We start from the raw sequence: 16,112 nt of genomic DNA on the forward strand, positions 1-16,112 counted from the left end.
CTCCTCGATATTGGGGACGAAAGCACTCTAGAGGACGGCGGTGAGCGACCGATCACCAGGGAGTTCGTCAGCCGCGCCGCTCGCGCAGGACCTGCACGCCCTCCCCTTCCAACTCGTCGCAGTACGCGCTCCGCCCCGTCATCGCCATGATCAACGCCACGGTCCGCCCCGACACAAGAGCTCCCTGACCGCACTCGAACGGCCCGTCCGTGGCCACCAGTCGCAGCCCGCCGATCCGCCCCTTGGCCTGGACCACCAGATCCGACCCCTGGTAGTAGTCGGCCAGCCGGGTGAGCGTCGCGATCGGGTATTCGCGCTGGATGCCCAGCGGCCGGCGGATGTCCTCGCCGTGCACGATCGTCTCCCCGAGGGTCGCGATCACCGGCAGTGGCGGCGAGGTCGTGCTGGTCACGACCTGCCGGAAGTTCTCGTACGTCTCCGCCCCGGACGCGCCCAGCTTCTCGGCCAGGCGCATCGCCACCTGCTTGTCGAAGTCCCACCGGCAGCGGATCACCCCCGCCATCCACCGCAACGGCGTCAGGGACGCGGAGGAGGCGAGGTGGGCGAGCACCTCGCGGACGGTCAGACCGTCGCAGAGGGACGCCGTCGCCCACCGCTCCTCCGTCAGACCGGCGAGGTCGGTGGCCAGGGCCCGGCGCTCGGCGTGTACCAACTCCCAGTCAGCGCTCGCGCGGCGGCGGCGTCGGCGGGTCTCGGTCATCACGGGCTCCTTCACGAGTTCAGGTGGTTCTGAGGAAGGACTCCGGACGTCCGGAAAACTCATCGGTGGTAGGGCCTAAAACCCGAGCGCCATCCTGACCGCTCCCGACGGGTCCTCGCCGCGCCAGGCTACGTGCTGGTCGGGACGGACCAGGCACAAGGGCTCGCCGGGCAGGTCCACGACCTGCAACGGCACCCCCAGCTCACGGGCCTCCGCCACCGCCACGGCGGCCCCCGGCAGGCTCTGGTCGCCGACGAGGCTGAAGGCGGGCCCCAGCCGGTCGTACAGCGACTCACCCGGCGACAACCAGCGGTGCGGCAGCCGCTCCCCGGTCCCGGCGGCGACGATGGGCGAGCCGTCGTAGCCGTACCCCAGCACCAGCTCCAGGCTGTGGAACTCGCTGTCCTTGGTCCTGAGCACCGCCTCCGCCACGGCGGGCCGTACCCGCTCGAACTCGGCCTCGGTGCCCATCAGCGCCGGGTCGGCCAGTTCGGGGGCGAGGGTGGACATGTTCGCGGCGGCCACCTCGATGGTGTCGGCGGCGATCGGGCGGCGCTCGCCCTCGTAGGTGGCCGTCAGCTCATGCGGCGCCCATCCCCGCAGTACGGCGGCCAGCTTCCAGCCGATGTTGACCGCGTCCCCGATGCCGGTGTTGAAGCCGTGCCCGCCATAGGGCGGGTTCTGGTGCGCCGCGTCGCCCGCCAGGAACACGCGCTCGCTCGCGTACCGGTCGGCCAGCAACATCCGCGCCGTCCACGGGTCGGTGGCCAGGATCTCCACCTCGATGTCGGCTCCGGCCAGGTTCCGCACGAGTTGTACGGGGTCGGCGTCCTCAGCGCGCACGCCCTGCGCGATGCACCACCACGTCTCCTTCAGGTCCAGCCGGCCGACCATGCCGGGCTGGGCCGGGTTCAGCACCCAGTAGTGCACGGCGGGTCCGTGTGGCATACGTTCCGCCAGGCCGGGGGCGCGGAAGACGATGTTGAAGTTGGGGCGGGCGTCCTGGCGGCCCTCGTACTTCGAGCCGATGGCGGCCCTGGTGACGCTGCGCGGGCCGTCGCAGCCCACGACGTACTGGGCGCGTACCTCGCGTTCCTCGCCCGCACCCGAGGTGATCAGGACGGTGACGCCGTCGGCGTCCTCACGCAGGTCCGTCACCTGCCAGCCGGTCAGCAGCGCGTCGCCGGCGGCCTCGCGCAGGACCTCCTCCACCAGCGGCTGGGGGGCCTGCTGGCCCGGTTCGGCGGCCAGGTCGGAGCCGGTCAGGTCGAGGCCGAAGCAGCCGCCGATCCTGGTGATCTCCCGGCCGAGCAGGCTGGTGGCGAAGACCGCCTCGTCCGACCACGACACGGCCAGCGGCGCCCGCGCCCGTAATGTCTGCGCCAGCCCCCACCTGCGCAGCAGCTCCATTGTGCGCGCGGAGGTCGTCTTCGCGCGCGGGCGCAACCACGACACGGACTCGCGCGGCTCGACCACCAGGCAGCGTACGCCGTGATGGGCCAGCTCAACGGCGGTGGCCAGGCCGACGGGCCCGCCTCCGGCGATCAGCACGGGGACTTGCTCAACCAGATCCATGGCCGTCCTCTTCCTCATCTTGATCGCAGGTATATTCCTGGGGCCGTTCCGCCCACGTCAAGGAAAGAAGCCGAGCGCGCAACGATTGAAGATCGCGGCTGGTGGACCGTGCCCGCGATCAGTAGCGTGCAACGAAAAAACCGGGATCATCCAGGGGATGGCATGAGCGATACCTCGACGATGCCGCTGCACATGCGGCGGGTGGAGTTCCATCCGGCGCCTGAGCTGGCCGCCGCGCGGGACGAGGAGCGGGTCACGAGGATGACCACGGCGTGGGGCCAGGACGCCTGGCTCGTGACGCACTACGCCGACGTGCGGGAGGTGCTGGGGGACGCGGAGCGGTTCAGGGTCGCCCCGCAGATGATCGCCCGGCTGCCCGGCGCGCCGGAGATGACCGAGGAGCAGAAGGCCAAGGTACGCGCGGGCAACCTGCTCGGCCTCGACCCGCCCGAGCACACGCGGCTGCGCAAGATGTTGACGCCCGAGTTCACCATTCGCCGGATGAACCGGATGGAGCCGCGCATCGAGCGCATCGTCGAGGACCACCTGGACGCCATGGAGGCCGCCGGGGCGCCCGCCGACCTGGTGCCGGCGTTCTCGTTGCCGATCCCGTCGCTGGTGATCTGCGAACTGCTCGGGGTGCCGTACGAGGAGCGCGAGGGCTTCCAGCAGCGCACCGCCAGGATGCTCGACATGACCCTGCCCGGCCAGGAACGCATGATGATCCAGTTCGAGCAGCGCGCGTACATGGAGGGCCTGGTCGCCCGCGTCAGGGCCGACCCCGGCGAGGAACTGCTCGGCATGCTCGTACGCGAGCACGGCGACGACCTGTCCACCGACGAACTGGTCGGCATCGGCGGCCTGCTGCTCTTCGCCGGGCACGAGACCACCTCCAACATGCTCGCCCTGGGCACCCTCGCCCTGCTGCGCCACCCCGAGCAGCTCGCCCTCCTGCGCGAGCAGCCCGAGCGGATCGACGCCACGGTGGAGGAGTTGCTGCGCTGGCTGAGCATCGTCAACTCCGGCGCGACCAAGATGGCTACCGCGGACACCGAGATCGGCGGCCGGGAGATCAAGGCGGGGGAGCTGGTGATCTGCTCCCTGCCCGCCGCGAACCGCGACCCTTCGCTCGTGGCGGACGCCAACGCCTTCGACCTCACCCGCGGCGCGCCCGGCCACGTCGCCTTCGGTCATGGCGTGCACCACTGCCTGGGCGCGCCGCTGGCCCGCATGGAGCTGCGCATCGCCCTGCCCGCGCTGCTGCGGCGCTTCCCCGGCCTGCGCGTGACGGACACGGCCGCGCAGTTCCGCACCTCGTCCGTCGTGTACGGGCTCAGCTCGTTCGAGGTCGCCTGGTAACACCGGTCGTCGGGAGCCTGGAACGTCCGTACTCGGGAAGTCGCCCGGGAACGCTCGTACTTGGGAAATTGTCGGCTCGGGCAGATAACGTGCAAGCGTCATGTCTGTTGACGTCGCGGCTCATGAGCTGATCGGCAGGGAGCACCCGGCCGCGCTGCTGCGTGCCGAGATCACCCGGGTGATCGACAGCCACGGCGGCCTGGTGCTGGTCACCGGCGAGGCGGGCATCGGCAAGACGACGCTCGTCACCAGCGCGGTCGGCAAGGCCAGGCGATCCGGTGCGCTGGTGGTGGGCGGCGCGTGCTGGGATGCCGGCAGTGCCCCGGGCTACTGGCCGTGGGTGCAGGTCATCAGGGCGCTGCGGCGCGCGGCCGAGCCGGCCGAGTGGGCGGCGGCCGAGGAGGCGGCGGGCGGCAGCCTGACGGCCCTGCTGGGCGAGAGCCGCCCGCACGACCCCGGCGGCCGCATCGGCGGAGCGGCCGAGTTGTCCGGCGACCACGCACCGGGCGACTCGTTCCGGCTTCTCGACGCCGTCACCTCCGCCCTGGTCACGCTCTCCCAGACGCGCCCGGTGCTGATCGTCATCGACGACCTGCACCTGGCCGACCCCGCCTCGCTGCGGCTGATGGAGTTCGCCGCGCGGCAGACCTGGTTCGAGCGGCTGCTGCTCATCGGCACCTACCGCGACGACGAGGTGGAGCCGGTCGACCATCCGCTGCGCGACCTGCTGTCCCCGCTCGTGGCCAAGGCCACCACGATCACGCTCACCGGGCTCGACGAGCAGGGTGTGGCCGCGCTGATGTCCCGTACGGCGGGTCAGCACCCGCCGCCCGAGCTGGTGACGGAGGTGCATCGGCGTACGGGCGGCAACCCGTTCTTCGTCGAGCAGACCGCCAGGTTGTGGCGCAGCGGCGGCTCGGCGGGCGCGGTCGCGCCCGGGGTGCGCGACGCGTTGTTGCGGCGGCTGTCCCTGCTGCCGCGCCAGGTGTCCGACCTGCTGCCGGCCGCGGCGGTGCTCGGGCGGGAGTTCCACCGCCAGGTGCTCGCCGAGATCGGCGCCGCCCCGGTCGCGCACGTCGATCGGCTGCTGGAGCTGGCCGTGACGGCCAGGCTGGTGACGGCCAGGGGCGGCGGCGTGTTCGCGTTCGCGCACGACCTGGTGCGCGAGACCCTGTACGACTGCCTCGACGACGCGCCCGACCGGCACGCCGCCGTGGTCGCCGCGGTCGGGAGCTCGCCGGCGCTGGCGGACCGGCTGCCGCCCAGCGACCTGGCCAGGCACGCCCACCTCGCCGGCGACCGGCTCGATCCCGACCGGGCCATCGACATCCTGCTCGGCGCGGCCCGCGAGGCCAGGGGCAGGCTGGCGCACGAGGAGGAGGCCGTACACCTGCGCAGGGCGTACGACCTGAGCATTGCCGTCAGCCCGCGCAGACGCGGCTTGATCGCGCTGGACTTCGGCAAGGAGCGGCACCACGCGGGGCGGCGCGAGGAGGCCAGGCGCGCCTTCGAGGTGGCCGCCGACATCGCCCGCGACCTCGACGACCCGGAGTTGCCCGCCAGGGTCGCGCTGGTCTTCCACAGCCACTACGGCCTGGAAAACTCCCTCGATCTGCTCAGGCGGACCCATGCCAGGCTGGTCGGCGGCGGCCCGGTGCCCGACGAGGGGCTGGCCATCGCGCTGGCCCTCCACCTGTACAACGTGGCCAGGCAGGGAGGCGACGACGACGCGCTGGCGTTCAGCCTGTGGACGCACCACGACATCATCTGGGGGCCCGGCACGGCCAAGGAGCGGGTCGCGTTAATGGGCGAACTGCTCACCGTGGCGCGGCGCACCGGCGACACCGACCTCGAACACTTCGCCGGCGCCCTGCGCTGGGTGGCCATGATCGAGCGGGGCGACCCGCGCTACTTCGAGGAGTTCCACGCCTACCTGGCCACGGCCCGGCGCAGCGACCGACCGCACCTCGCGATGACCGCCGACGTCGACGCGAGCATCATCGCCGGCCTCGAAGGCCGTTTCGCCGAGGCCGAGACCCTGCTCGCGAGCATCGACCTGGAGATCGAGCACGAAGGTTTCACGTTCATGCTCCAGCACCACCGCTGGGCGCTGCTGTCGCTCCAGGGCAGGCGCGAGGAGCAGGTCCAGGTGCTGCGCGAGCTCAGGGGCAGCGGCCACCCCTGCCTGTCGCTGCTGGAGGCCCTGACCGCCCTGCAGGCCGGCGACCTCGACGTCGCGCTGCGCCTGCTGCCCGAGCAGGAGCCGGACAACCGCATGATCCAGCCGCTCTGGCTGCGACTGCAGGCCGTGGTGGCCGCCGTCACGCAGGACGCCGAGCTCTGCGCCCGGATGCGTGAACGGCTGGCGGGCCTTCGGGGGCAGTGGGCGGTGTCGTTGTTCGGCTGGGACATCGGTGGACCGTACGATCTCTGGCTCGGCCTGGTGGACGCCGCCGAAGGACTTTGGACACCGGCCGTCGAGGAGCTCACCGCCGCCATCCGCGCGGCCGACGCGATGCGCGCACGGCCGTGGTCGGTGCTGGCCCGCGCCCACCTGGCCGAGACGTTGTTCGCCCGTGCCGCGCCCGGGGACGAGCAGGCCGCCCATGCGCTGTTCGACGAGGTGCGGGGGGAGGCTCGGGAGCTGGGGATGCGTCAGGTCCTGGAGTACGTACGGCCTGAGCCACCGTCCGAGGTCGGCCCGCGACACGGCGGCGAACCCCTCGGGCCGGCTGCGGAAGGCCCTACCGGCCTGCTGGGGAGCGCTTGGCGGGGAAACGTGCGAACGGCGTCGCACGCTGATGGCTCACCTGAGCAGCACCACATCTCACCCGGGCACCACCTCACCGCAGGCAGTGCGGGGAGTGGGCAGTTTCGGCGGGAAGGGGCGGTTTGGTCGCTGGTGTTTGCCGGTCGGGCGGCCCACCTGCCCGACGCCAAGGGCCTGCGTGACCTGCACACCCTGCTGGGCCATCCCGGCGAGGACCTGCCCGCCGTGGTGCTGCTCGACCCGGAGGGCGGCGAGGTCGTCGTCGCGGCGAGCCGCATGGGCGGGGACGAGGTGCTCGACGAGGAGGCCAAGGCGCGGTACCGGCGCCGGCTGGCCCGGCTCGACGAGGAGATCGACCTGGCCACCGGACTGGGCGACGACCGGCGGGCGGCGGAGTTCGACGAGGAGCGGGCGGCGTTGCTGGCCGAGTTGCGGGCGGCGGCGGGGCTGGGCGGGCGTACCCGGCGGCTGGGCGACGAGGCGGAACGGGCCCGCAAGACGGTCACCGCCCGGATCCGCGACACGCTGCGCAAGCTCGACCACGCCCACCCCGAACTGGCCGCCCACCTGCGCGCCTCCATCTCCACCGGCGCCACCTGCCGCTATCGGCCTCAGGAGAAGATGACGTGGCGTCTTTAATGAGCTGCCAGCGGCAGGCGGCGTAGATATCGTGCGATTCATGGGTGATTCTCGACATCACGCCGTTCTCATTCCGGGCAAAGCCTATGGACCACTGACCGGGCTGTTGTTCTACGCGGGTGTGGCAGCCGTACGGCGCGGGGCCGACCTTGAGCGGATCTCGTGGGACCCGCCGGAAGACCTCTCCCCGTCGGAAATGCCATCCTGGGTCCATGAACAGGTGACACCGGTCGTGGACAAGCTGCCCGCGCCGCTGCTGATCGGCAAGTCGCTCGGCTCGTTCGGCGCCGGGGTGGCGGCGGAGCGCGGCCTGCCGGCCGTGTGGCTGACACCGCTGCTGACGATGCCCGCCTGCGTGGCCGCACTGCGCCGGGCCACGGAGCCGTTCCTGCTCATCGGGGGCACCGCGGACGCGGCGTGGGACGGTGCGGTGGCGCGGGAGCTGACTCCGCACGTGCTGGAGGTGGAGGGCGCCGACCACGGCATGATGGTGCCGGGGCCGCTGCAGAAGACCACCGATGTCCTCGGCCGGGTGACAACGGCAATGGAAACCTTCTTCGACGAAGTCGTCTGGCGTTAGTGATGGCCATCTGGCGTTAGGGATGGTCGCCTGGGTCGGCGAAGGCCGCCTGGGTTGGCGAACGCCCGCCTGGCGGCAGAGAAGGCCGCCTGACAAGGGCGAATGCCGCCCGGCGTTGGCGTAGGTCGCAGGGCGTTGGCGAGGCTCGAAGGCAATACTTCGATATCAAGCGAATTGCTACCGATCGCTAAGCGTCAGCGCGACAATCGGAACGTGAGCGACGAAAACCAGCAAATCGGGCCGTACACAATCATGCGGCGCCTCGGCGCGGGCGGCATGGGCATCGTGTACCTGGCCCGGCTCGGGGACGCGCCACCGGTCGCGCTGAAGGTCCTGCGCCCCGGCGCGGACGACGACTTCAGGCGTCGCTTCACCAGGGAGGTCGAGGCGGCGCGCAGCGTGGCCCGCTTCTGCACGGCGCCGGTCCTGGACGCGGGCATCGACGGGGAGACCGCCTACCTCGTCACCGAGTACGTCGACGGCCCCGACCTGGCCGAGGTGATCCGCGAGCGCGGCCCCATGGCGGGCGCGAACCTGGAGGCGCTGGCCGTCGGCGTGGCCACCGCGCTCACCGCGATCCATCAGGCCGGAGTCGTACACCGCGACCTCAAGCCCGCCAACATCCTGCTCAGCACGGTCGGCCCCCGGGTGATCGACTTCGGCATCGCCCAACTCGTGACCCCGGATGCGACCAAGTCGGCGACGATCGTGGGCACGCCCGCGTACATGTCACCAGAACAGGCCACCGGCGAGCAGGTCACGACGGCGAGCGACGTGTTCGCGTGGGGTGGCGTGGTCGTGTACGCGGCGACGGGCAAGGCGCCGTTCGGCGTGGGCGGCGCCCCCGAGGTGCTGTACCGGGTGGTGCACTACGCCCCAGACCTGGGCAATTTGGACGAGCGGCTGCGCCCGCTGGTGGAGCAGGCGCTGGCCAAGGACCCGGCACGGCGGCCGACCCCGCAGCAACTGCTCGACCGCCTGCTCGGCCGCGAGTCGATCAACATGGCCGCGGCCATGAACCTGGTCAGCGAGTCGTGGATGCCGACGGAGGAGTCCCGCGTCTGGCGCGCGAAACCCGCCCGGTCACAGTGGGCGAGGTCCCGATGGGTACGCCCGGCGGCGGCGATCACCGCCGCGCTGCTGGTCGCGGCCGGTTCTGGCATGGCACTGTGGCGTCCGTGGGATCCGGCACCCGCGGCCTCCGCGGCCGGCACCGGCACATCGCCCACCAGCCTCCCCGTCACCAGCGTTCCCACCACAACGGGCCTGGCCACCCGGAACGCGTTCGTCACGAACGCGGACGGTGAGCGGGTCCCCGTCCAGGTCTCGATCGACAAGCTCACACGCTGGCGCGACCTGGCGCGACTCGAATGGACGGTCAAGAACTTCAGCACCAAGGAGCAGAGCCTGGAACTGTTCCACGTCGTGGGGTCGGGGTGGGACGTCCATGGGGTCACGCTCGACCCCGACGGCTCGGGCAAGGCGCTGCAACCGATCTACACCGACGGCGAGTGCACCTGCACGTACTGGGCCAGCTATGCCAACGCGATCGGCGCCGGCGAGTCGCAGGCGTTCTTCGCCGAATTCCGCGGAATTCCCGACGACGCCACGAAGGCCAGCCTCGACCTGCTGGAACTCGGCGACTTCAAGGGCATTCCGATCGAGGACAACCCCTGAACTAACGCGTTCCCCCACGTTCCAGGATGCCGCGCAGGCTGTCATAGTCGCGCTTCGTCTCGGACGCGAGGCTGATCGCTATGACCAGGCAAGCGAGCGCGGCGGCGCTGGTGGTGGAGAAGAAGCGCTTGCGTAAAGGACAACCGTTCAGGCGGCCCGGCGGCTTCTCGCTCCTTCCGCCGCCTTTCGCGCATGGCCGCCTCGTGCAGCCGCTTCTCCCGGATCTTCGCTTTCGAGCGGTTCTTCGCCAATCGCCCTATCCCCGTGCCCGTACGTCGTCCCCCTGCCCTGACGACGACCCACGCCCACCGGACGGTTCCACCGGCAGGGCGGGCGCGTCCGGTGGCCGCAACCATTCGGGCGTACGCCACTGCTGAACATTCGACCAATCGCAGGCGCGCATGGACAACGACGCGAAATCGGACTCCAACTGCAGGCACAAACCGCTGGCGACGTGCCTGACCTCTCCCCAGTACAGCCAGTGGTTGAAGGACGTGCGGTGGGTGAAGCGCCAGAGCTGATCGCGACCGCCCGAACAACTCTCACGTACGGGCCGCGACCCCAAGACCCCCAAACACGTGTCCATGACCTTCACCTCATAGCCGCCCCGAGGATCCCCCCGGTAGGTGAAGGCCTGATTGGCCCGGCCATGGCAACCCCAGGAGACCAGCTCGGACATGCCGGCCGCGGCATCCAGGCACACCCCGTTCACCGCACTGGCCACCGAACCGCCGATGCTGGGCAGGCGGTCGGTGACCGACCAGAGCTGGGCGAGCTTGCCGGCCGCACAACTCCGCAACACCAGCGAGGTGCCCGCCTCGGTCGAACCCATGTTGGGCTCCACACACATCCCACCCCGCGCGGTCGCAAGGGCCCCGTCACGACCCAGCCGCCAAAGCTGCGCGTCGGACCCCTCACAGGCCGCCTCGGTGATGAAACCACCCTGAACCACGTTCCGAGCCTCCGGGGTCAGGCACAACCTGTTGGCACGGTCACGAATCTGGTGGAAGTAGGTCCCGTCGAGCTTGTGCGGTTCAAAATCCCACCGATAGTACGAAGGACTCTTACTGATGACCGACGGCCCCACCCTCGCCCGGGCCGGAGCAGACTCCGAGCCGGTCACGGCCAGATACCTGCCGATGGCGTGCTGGGACAGGATGGTCACGTTCGTACGCCGGAGCGAGTCGCGTACTTGTGCCTCCGCATGCTGCACGTACCCGACGAAGGCCAGGGTGGCAAACAGGGCGGGCACCGCCGCGACGGCGATCAGTTTGAGAACACGAACAGGCACGGACGAGGGAGGATCGACCAACTCGCGGTAAGCCTCCAGCCATTCGCCGACCTCCGCTTTCGACACGTCGTGCAGAACGAGGAAGGCCCGGACAATGGGCTCGGCCTGCTCAACCTCGCGCAGCCAGAGGGTGCCCTTCTCCTTCTGCGTGATGAGCCGCAACTCCTCCCGCCCGACGTTGACCTCCCGCGCGGCGGCACGCCTGTCAAGCTCGCCAAAGTTCGGCGACCTCGCCTTCTCCCGCGCCTCCCTCAGCAGCCCCTTGTACGACTCCAGATCCTTGGCACCGAACGGATCGACCCCACTCGCCCGGAGCCTCACCCGCCGCCCCCGCAGATAGTCACGCAACGCCGGCACCGCTCCGGCGACAAAGGACAGCAGCACGGTCGGCGGAATGAACGACGGATTGAGCGTGGGCTCACCCTCCGTGGACAGGTTCAGCAAAATCCCGGCCGCCACGGTGCAGACCGCAGTAAGCCCGCCGAACGCGCCGATCTCCAGGACGAGCTCACGTACGTGCCTGCGCATCCACCCTCCGTCCACCACTGTGGGTCGCACAATGCTAACGGAGTGTGCTGATTCGTGTACCCCTCAGCGCCAGGCCCCTCGAACCAGGCGAACATCCTCGAACGACCCCTCGGCAACCCGGCGGGAGACCTCCTCCCATTCGCGGATCACACGGCGCCTGCCCTCGGGATTCGCGGGCCAGCTCGCGCGGGTGACCGGTTCTCCGGCGTACAGAGGTTCCCAGGTGATGCCGTGGAAGGAACCTATGGCCGGCATGAGCGTCTTCAGGAGGTGAATGGCTCGGCGGTGGTACCACTTGCAGACAGCCGTGATGCCCAGACCCGCCTCCAGTGCCTCGCACAGGAACGGCGCCGCGTACTCGACGTTCTGCCAGGTGTTGAGAGATCGGTCCTCACATCGGATGGCTTTGTCCGGCACACCCCTTTCGAGAAGGAAACGGTGGAAGGTGCGTGCTTCGTTGATGCCGTCGTGGCGGTTGACCCCGCCCGTACAGATGATCAGTGGCGCGAGGCCACGGTGGTACAACTTCACCGCTATCTCGGCAGGCCGGATCTGGTTGGTGCCGAAGAGGACGAGCGCGGTGGGGCGGTCGTCGGGCGGGGGAGCTTCGGTGTCGACGAACGCGGTGATGGCCGAGACTTGCTCGGCTGTGATGTCGTCGGTCACCGGCGTTCCTCATCATGCTCGGCGAATCGCGACGGTTGCCCGGTGGGGTAGCCGGCCGCCTCAAGGTAACGGACGTGATAGTCGCCGGTCAGGCGAGCATGCGGGAAGTCATGTGTCAGAGTCTTGTCGAGCTTGCCCGCGAGCACCATGGTCGGCCATGTCGGACGGCTGCCCGCCAGCGCCCTGCAGCCGGCGTTCACGGCCTCGTCCAGCCGCCCCAGCCCGGCCTGGGCAAGTCCCAGAATGAGCAGGGACCGCGCATAGCCGGATGGTTGTTCGCCATGCTGATTCGCCGCTGATCGGTGGACAGTGCTGATCACGCGATCGGCGGCGGCCACGGCCTCACCATAACGGCCCACGAACAACAAGGACGTCGCGGTGTACGGCGGGTCTTCCGCCAGGTTCACGGAGTACACACCTGTCACGGGTACGTCGCCGGGGAGGGCCGCGATCGCTCTGCCTGCGTGTTGTCGGGCGCGGGTCATGCTCTCGACGTCGCCGGCCATTGCCGCCGCACGCATTTCCTGGGAGGCAAGTTTGGCGTGGATTGCCGTACCAAGCGGAATGCTCTTTCGAGCCTGGGCGGCCAGCATCGCTGACTGGCGTGGTTGACCTTGGTACCAGGCAATCATCGCCTGGGTGAGCGCGGCCCATGCCGCCAGCTCGGGATGTGCCGCCTCCCGGCTGCATCGCCTCGCGTCGGAACACCACAGTCGAGCCGCCGCGTGCTGGCCCATGTCGCACGCGGCCACGGCGAGAAGATGCGACAGTCGGCCGATAGCGAGAACGAGCTCTGCACGCGGGGATGCGTACCCAGCGCGGTCGAGATGTCGGCTCGCGTATGACCTGATATGGAGGAGTTCGTCGTACACGGCCTCAGCGGGAAGAGCGCAGATCGCCAGCGCGTAGTGGTCGATGAGCTCGCCGAGGTTGTCAACGACGCTGCCGAGATAATCATGGGTGATCGCATCGAGCGCCTGAATGACGCAACTGTCCCGATGCAGGGCTGCGGCCGCGGCCCCCGTCTTTTGCAGGAAGGTCCGGCGCAGCACCTGGTTCACCTGCCCCTTGTCATCGCTCGGACCAGTGTAAGAAGCGGCTGCCGCCTTCCTATTCGGTGCTCTCCGCAAGGTCTCGAGATCGACCTTGAGAAGGTCCGCCAGAGAGGGCAGCCAGGCACGCGGGCGCACCCGGCCCTGCTCCCACCGCCCGATTTCGTGCCGGGTGAGCGTGAACGTCCCAGTGATGGCGCATAGCTCGTCCGCCAACTGCTGCTGCGTCAAGCCGGCCATCTCGCGTAGGTGTTTCAACAGGTCCGGAAGCGGAAGGTCCGGTGCTTCCACCTAATGATCCTTTTCTGGCGGCGTGTGGGCACGCTGTGGGCGCGCACAGTGTGCCCCTCCATCGTGCCTGCCATCGGCGCATGCTGTACATGTATCGCCCCAGCTCAATGGGCGAAACGAAGCCGCGTACATCTCTGTGGCCAACGGAGGGATGCCTGATGACCGTTGTACCCGAATTCGACCACACTGCTGGCCTCCGCAAGTCGCATGAGCCGGCACTCCGATGATGATCGTGGCGTGGCATCCGGCTGTTGAAGTCCGGAGTGGCGCTTGTCGCGTTGCGTGCCACGTCGCGTGTGTGCGGCCCGGTGACGACTTCCCCGCCGCACGCACCATCCGGCGCAGGCCGGGCGTTCCTGCCAGAGGCGCCACCGCCGCGCCCGGCCTGCGCCGTCTCACCAGCCCTCCAGCCACGGATAGGACCCCATGTGACCAGTGAGAACGCCGTAGCGAGTGACTTCCCAGGGTGGGCGATCATGGAAGGTGCCGGTGGCGGCTATATCGCCTACCGCACGGTTCTGGTGCCCGAGAGCAGTGGGCTCTGCAACGTACGTTGCGGCGCCACTCTCCCCGAGTTGTTCGAGCACCTGGAACAGGAGACGCGGCGCCAGGGACGGGTGCTTCTGCCGAGGAGGCCGCTTGGCCCGTACCTGGGAGAGAGTGGCAGGCGATGGCATCCGGCTGAGCCCGGAGCAAGCGTGTTCGCCGATGCGATGCGTGCCACGCCGCATGTGTGCGGCCCGGTGACGACTTCCCCGCCGCACGCACCATCCGGAGCAGGCCGGGCGCTCCTGCCAGAGGCGTCACCGCCGCGCCCGGCCTGCTCCGTCTCACCACTTCCACACCGAGGATGAACGTGCGGAGAAGAGCCGCATGACCCGTGAGAATGCCGCAGCGATGAGCAGAAGGTTCCCCGGGTGGGCGTTCATGGAGGGTGCTGGGGGAGGGTTTATCGCCTACCGCACGGTTCTGGTGTCCCGAAGCAGTGGGCTTTGCAACGTACGTTGCGGTGCCACTCTCTCGGAGTTGGCCGAGCACCTGAAACAAGAAACTCGTCGGCAGGAGCGTCCGACCAAGCCAAGGAGGGCGTCGTGAGGCGAGGGACACGACCATCCTCGCCTCAATCGGCAACCGCTGCTCACTTGCGGTTGTACAGCCGCATCGTCAGCGTTCCGAACACCGCGATGAACAGCGCCGACGACACCAGCACCCACGTGATCGCCCCCATGTCAGGCGTCCCGCCCATCAACGACCGCACCGAAGTCACCAGCGGTGAGATCGGGTTGAGGCTCACGAAAACCTGCAGCCACCCCGGCATGGTGGACGGATCGACGTAGACGGGGCTCAAGAAGGTCAGCGGGAACAGCACCAGCATGCTGACCCCCATCAGCGACTTCTCACTGCGCATCAGCAGGCCGAGCATCGTCCACAACCAAGAGAACGCGAACGAGAACACCAGCAGCAGTGCGATCCCGATCACCGCCCCCACGACCCCGCCCTGCGGACGGAAGCCCAGCACCAGGCCGACCAGCAGGATCACCGTGGAGGCCAGGAAGTAGCGCAGGACGTCGCCGAGCAGGTAGCCGACCATGGTGGACGGGCGCCAGATGGGCAGGGTGCGGAAGCGGTCGAAGACGCCCTTTTCGATGTCCTTGTTGACCTCAGCGCCGGTGTACATAGTGATCATCACGACGCTCGTCACCATGATGCCCGGCAACAGGAACTGCAGGTACTCCGTCGGCGAGCCCGCCAGCGCGCCACCGAACAAGTACGTGAACAGCAGCGTCATCATCAGCGGAAACGCCGTCACGTCAAAGAGTTGCTCGGGCACGTGCTTGATCTTCAACATGGCCCGCCAGCCGAACGTCATCGACGCCGACCAGGCGCTGGGCCGGGGTGGACGGGTGGTGGGGGCCAGGACGGTGGCCAGGGTGTCGGCGGCGGGCGCGTACGCGGTGCCGCTCTCGGTGGTGGTGCTCATGCGGCGACCTCCTTGGCAGGGTGGTTGGCGGTGAGGGCGAGGAAGACCTCGTCCAGGCTGGGCTGGCCGAGGGAGAAGTCGTCGACGACGATCCCGGCGGCGGCCAGGCGGGCCAGTGCGCGGGCGGCCTGCTCGGCCTCCCCACTGGAGCGGGAGTCGGTGCCGGTGATGCGGGCGGTCAGGGCTACCGGGTCCGCTTCGAGGTAGACGGTCGTGCCCAGGGAATCGGCGAGTACGCGTTCCGCCTCGGGACGGGTGGCCGCGTCGCGCAGCCGGACGTGGACGGAGCCGGAGCCGACGGACGACTTCAGCTCCCCCGGAGTGCCCTCGGCGATGAGCCGGCCGTGGTCGATGACCGCGATGCGCTGCGCCAGCCGATCGGCCTCCTCCAGGTACTGCGTGGTCAGCAGCACGGTGGTGCCGTGGGCCACGACGATGCGCACGATGTCCCAGACCTGGTTGCGGCTGCGCGGGTCCAGGCCGGTCGTGGGCTCGTCGAGGAAGAGCAGGTCGGGCGTGTTGAGGATGCTGGCCGCGATGTCCAGCCGCCGCCGCATGCCCCCCGAGTACGTCTTGACCTGCCGCCCCCCGGCCTCCGTCAGCCCGAATGCCGCCAGCAGTTCGGCCGCCCTGTCGCGGGCGGCGGGTTTGCGGTGGCCGAGCAGCCGGGCCAGCAGGACCAGGTTCTCCGTGCCAGTCATCTCCTCATCCACGGAGGCGTACTGGCCGGTCAGGCTGACCCGCTGCCGTACGGCATCCGCCTCGCGCACCACGTCGTGCCCGAACACGGTCGCCTCGCCGCCGTCGGGCCGCAGCAGCGTGGCCAGCATGCGTACGGCGGTCGTCTTGCCCGCGCCGTTGGGCCCGAGCACCCCGTACACGGCGCCGGCGGGCACGGCGAGGTCGAGGCCGTCCACGGCGCGCGTGTCGCCGAAGACCTTGACCAGGCCGGAGGTTTGTATCGCCAGTTCTGACATGGGTG

11 protein-coding genes are annotated in these 16,112 nt (G+C 69.6%); 4 read left to right on the plus strand and 7 right to left on the minus strand.

Annotated features, from left to right (window positions below):
* Positions 1-67 precede the first annotated feature (67 nt).
* Entirely contained in the window at positions 68-721 is a 654-nt protein-coding gene (locus AB0I81_RS44675; RefSeq protein WP_360671084.1) for a maleylpyruvate isomerase family mycothiol-dependent enzyme, read from the minus strand.
* A gap of 75 nt (positions 722-796) precedes the next feature.
* On the minus strand, positions 797-2,296 hold the full coding sequence (locus tag AB0I81_RS44680) for an FAD-dependent monooxygenase (protein ID WP_360671086.1): 1,500 nt from the start codon (positions 2,294-2,296) through the stop codon (positions 797-799).
* 162 nt (positions 2,297-2,458) lie between these two features.
* Here AB0I81_RS44680 and AB0I81_RS44685 point away from each other — a divergent pair, with 162 nt between their 5' ends.
* From AB0I81_RS44685 to AB0I81_RS44700, 4 genes are all read left to right on the plus strand, one after another.
* On the plus strand, positions 2,459-3,655 hold the full coding sequence (locus AB0I81_RS44685; protein ID WP_360671089.1) for a cytochrome P450: 1,197 nt from the start codon (positions 2,459-2,461) through the stop codon (positions 3,653-3,655).
* 100 nt (positions 3,656-3,755) lie between these two features.
* The gene (locus tag AB0I81_RS44690; RefSeq protein WP_360671092.1) at positions 3,756-7,064 is read left to right on the plus strand and encodes an AAA family ATPase; all 3,309 of its coding nucleotides are present in this window, start codon (positions 3,756-3,758) and stop codon (positions 7,062-7,064) included.
* Between the two features lie 40 nt (positions 7,065-7,104).
* Entirely contained in the window at positions 7,105-7,644 is a 540-nt protein-coding gene (locus AB0I81_RS44695; protein WP_360671095.1) for a hypothetical protein, read from the plus strand.
* A 213-nt stretch (positions 7,645-7,857) separates the two neighbouring features.
* Positions 7,858-9,321, plus strand: a complete 1,464-nt coding sequence (locus tag AB0I81_RS44700) for a serine/threonine-protein kinase (protein WP_360671098.1) — start codon at positions 7,858-7,860, stop codon at positions 9,319-9,321.
* A 256-nt stretch (positions 9,322-9,577) separates the two neighbouring features.
* Here the strand turns inward: AB0I81_RS44700 and AB0I81_RS44705 are convergent, their stop codons facing one another.
* From AB0I81_RS44705 to AB0I81_RS44725, 5 genes are all read right to left on the minus strand, one after another.
* The gene (locus tag AB0I81_RS44705) at positions 9,578-11,140 is read right to left on the minus strand and encodes an RICIN domain-containing protein (protein ID WP_360671101.1); all 1,563 of its coding nucleotides are present in this window, start codon (positions 11,138-11,140) and stop codon (positions 9,578-9,580) included.
* Between the two features lie 63 nt (positions 11,141-11,203).
* Positions 11,204-11,806, minus strand: coding sequence for a YdcF family protein (locus AB0I81_RS44710; RefSeq protein WP_360671103.1), 603 nt, complete (start codon positions 11,804-11,806; stop codon positions 11,204-11,206).
* Complete coding sequence (locus AB0I81_RS44715; RefSeq protein ID WP_360671106.1) at positions 11,803-13,149, minus strand: helix-turn-helix transcriptional regulator; 1,347 nt, start codon at positions 13,147-13,149, stop codon at positions 11,803-11,805. Before AB0I81_RS44715 ends, AB0I81_RS44710 begins: the two co-directional genes overlap by 4 nt.
* A gap of 1,138 nt (positions 13,150-14,287) precedes the next feature.
* Positions 14,288-15,130, minus strand: coding sequence for an ABC transporter permease (locus AB0I81_RS44720; RefSeq protein ID WP_360671109.1), 843 nt, complete (start codon positions 15,128-15,130; stop codon positions 14,288-14,290).
* Positions 15,127-16,107: an ATP-binding cassette domain-containing protein gene (locus AB0I81_RS44725; RefSeq protein ID WP_360671112.1), complete on the minus strand. Its 981-nt coding sequence runs from the start codon at positions 16,105-16,107 to the stop codon at positions 15,127-15,129. The genes AB0I81_RS44720 and AB0I81_RS44725 overlap by 4 nt, the downstream gene beginning before the upstream one ends.
* Positions 16,108-16,112 lie beyond the last annotated feature (5 nt).

Source organism: Nonomuraea sp. NPDC050404 (assembly GCF_040655495.1).
In the GTDB taxonomy this organism is placed as follows: domain Bacteria; phylum Actinomycetota; class Actinomycetes; order Streptosporangiales; family Streptosporangiaceae; genus Nonomuraea.

Excerpts from the sequence above, each read along its gene's own strand:
- AB0I81_RS44695 (WP_360671095.1), top strand. The coding sequence starts at position 7,105 with ATGGGTGATTCTCGACATCACGCCGTTCTCATTCCGGGCAAAGCCTAT.
- AB0I81_RS44690 (WP_360671092.1), top strand. The coding sequence starts at position 3,756 with ATGTCTGTTGACGTCGCGGCTCATGAGCTGATCGGCAGGGAGCACCCG.
- AB0I81_RS44675 (WP_360671084.1), bottom strand. The coding sequence starts at position 721 with ATGACCGAGACCCGCCGACGCCGCCGCCGCGCGAGCGCTGACTGGGAG.
- AB0I81_RS44680 (WP_360671086.1), bottom strand. The coding sequence starts at position 2,296 with ATGGATCTGGTTGAGCAAGTCCCCGTGCTGATCGCCGGAGGCGGGCCC.
- AB0I81_RS44720 (WP_360671109.1), bottom strand. The coding sequence starts at position 15,130 with ATGAGCACCACCACCGAGAGCGGCACCGCGTACGCGCCCGCCGCCGAC.
- AB0I81_RS44705 (WP_360671101.1), bottom strand. The coding sequence starts at position 11,140 with ATGCGCAGGCACGTACGTGAGCTCGTCCTGGAGATCGGCGCGTTCGGC.
- AB0I81_RS44685 (WP_360671089.1), top strand. The coding sequence starts at position 2,459 with ATGAGCGATACCTCGACGATGCCGCTGCACATGCGGCGGGTGGAGTTC.
- AB0I81_RS44725 (WP_360671112.1), bottom strand. The coding sequence starts at position 16,107 with ATGTCAGAACTGGCGATACAAACCTCCGGCCTGGTCAAGGTCTTCGGC.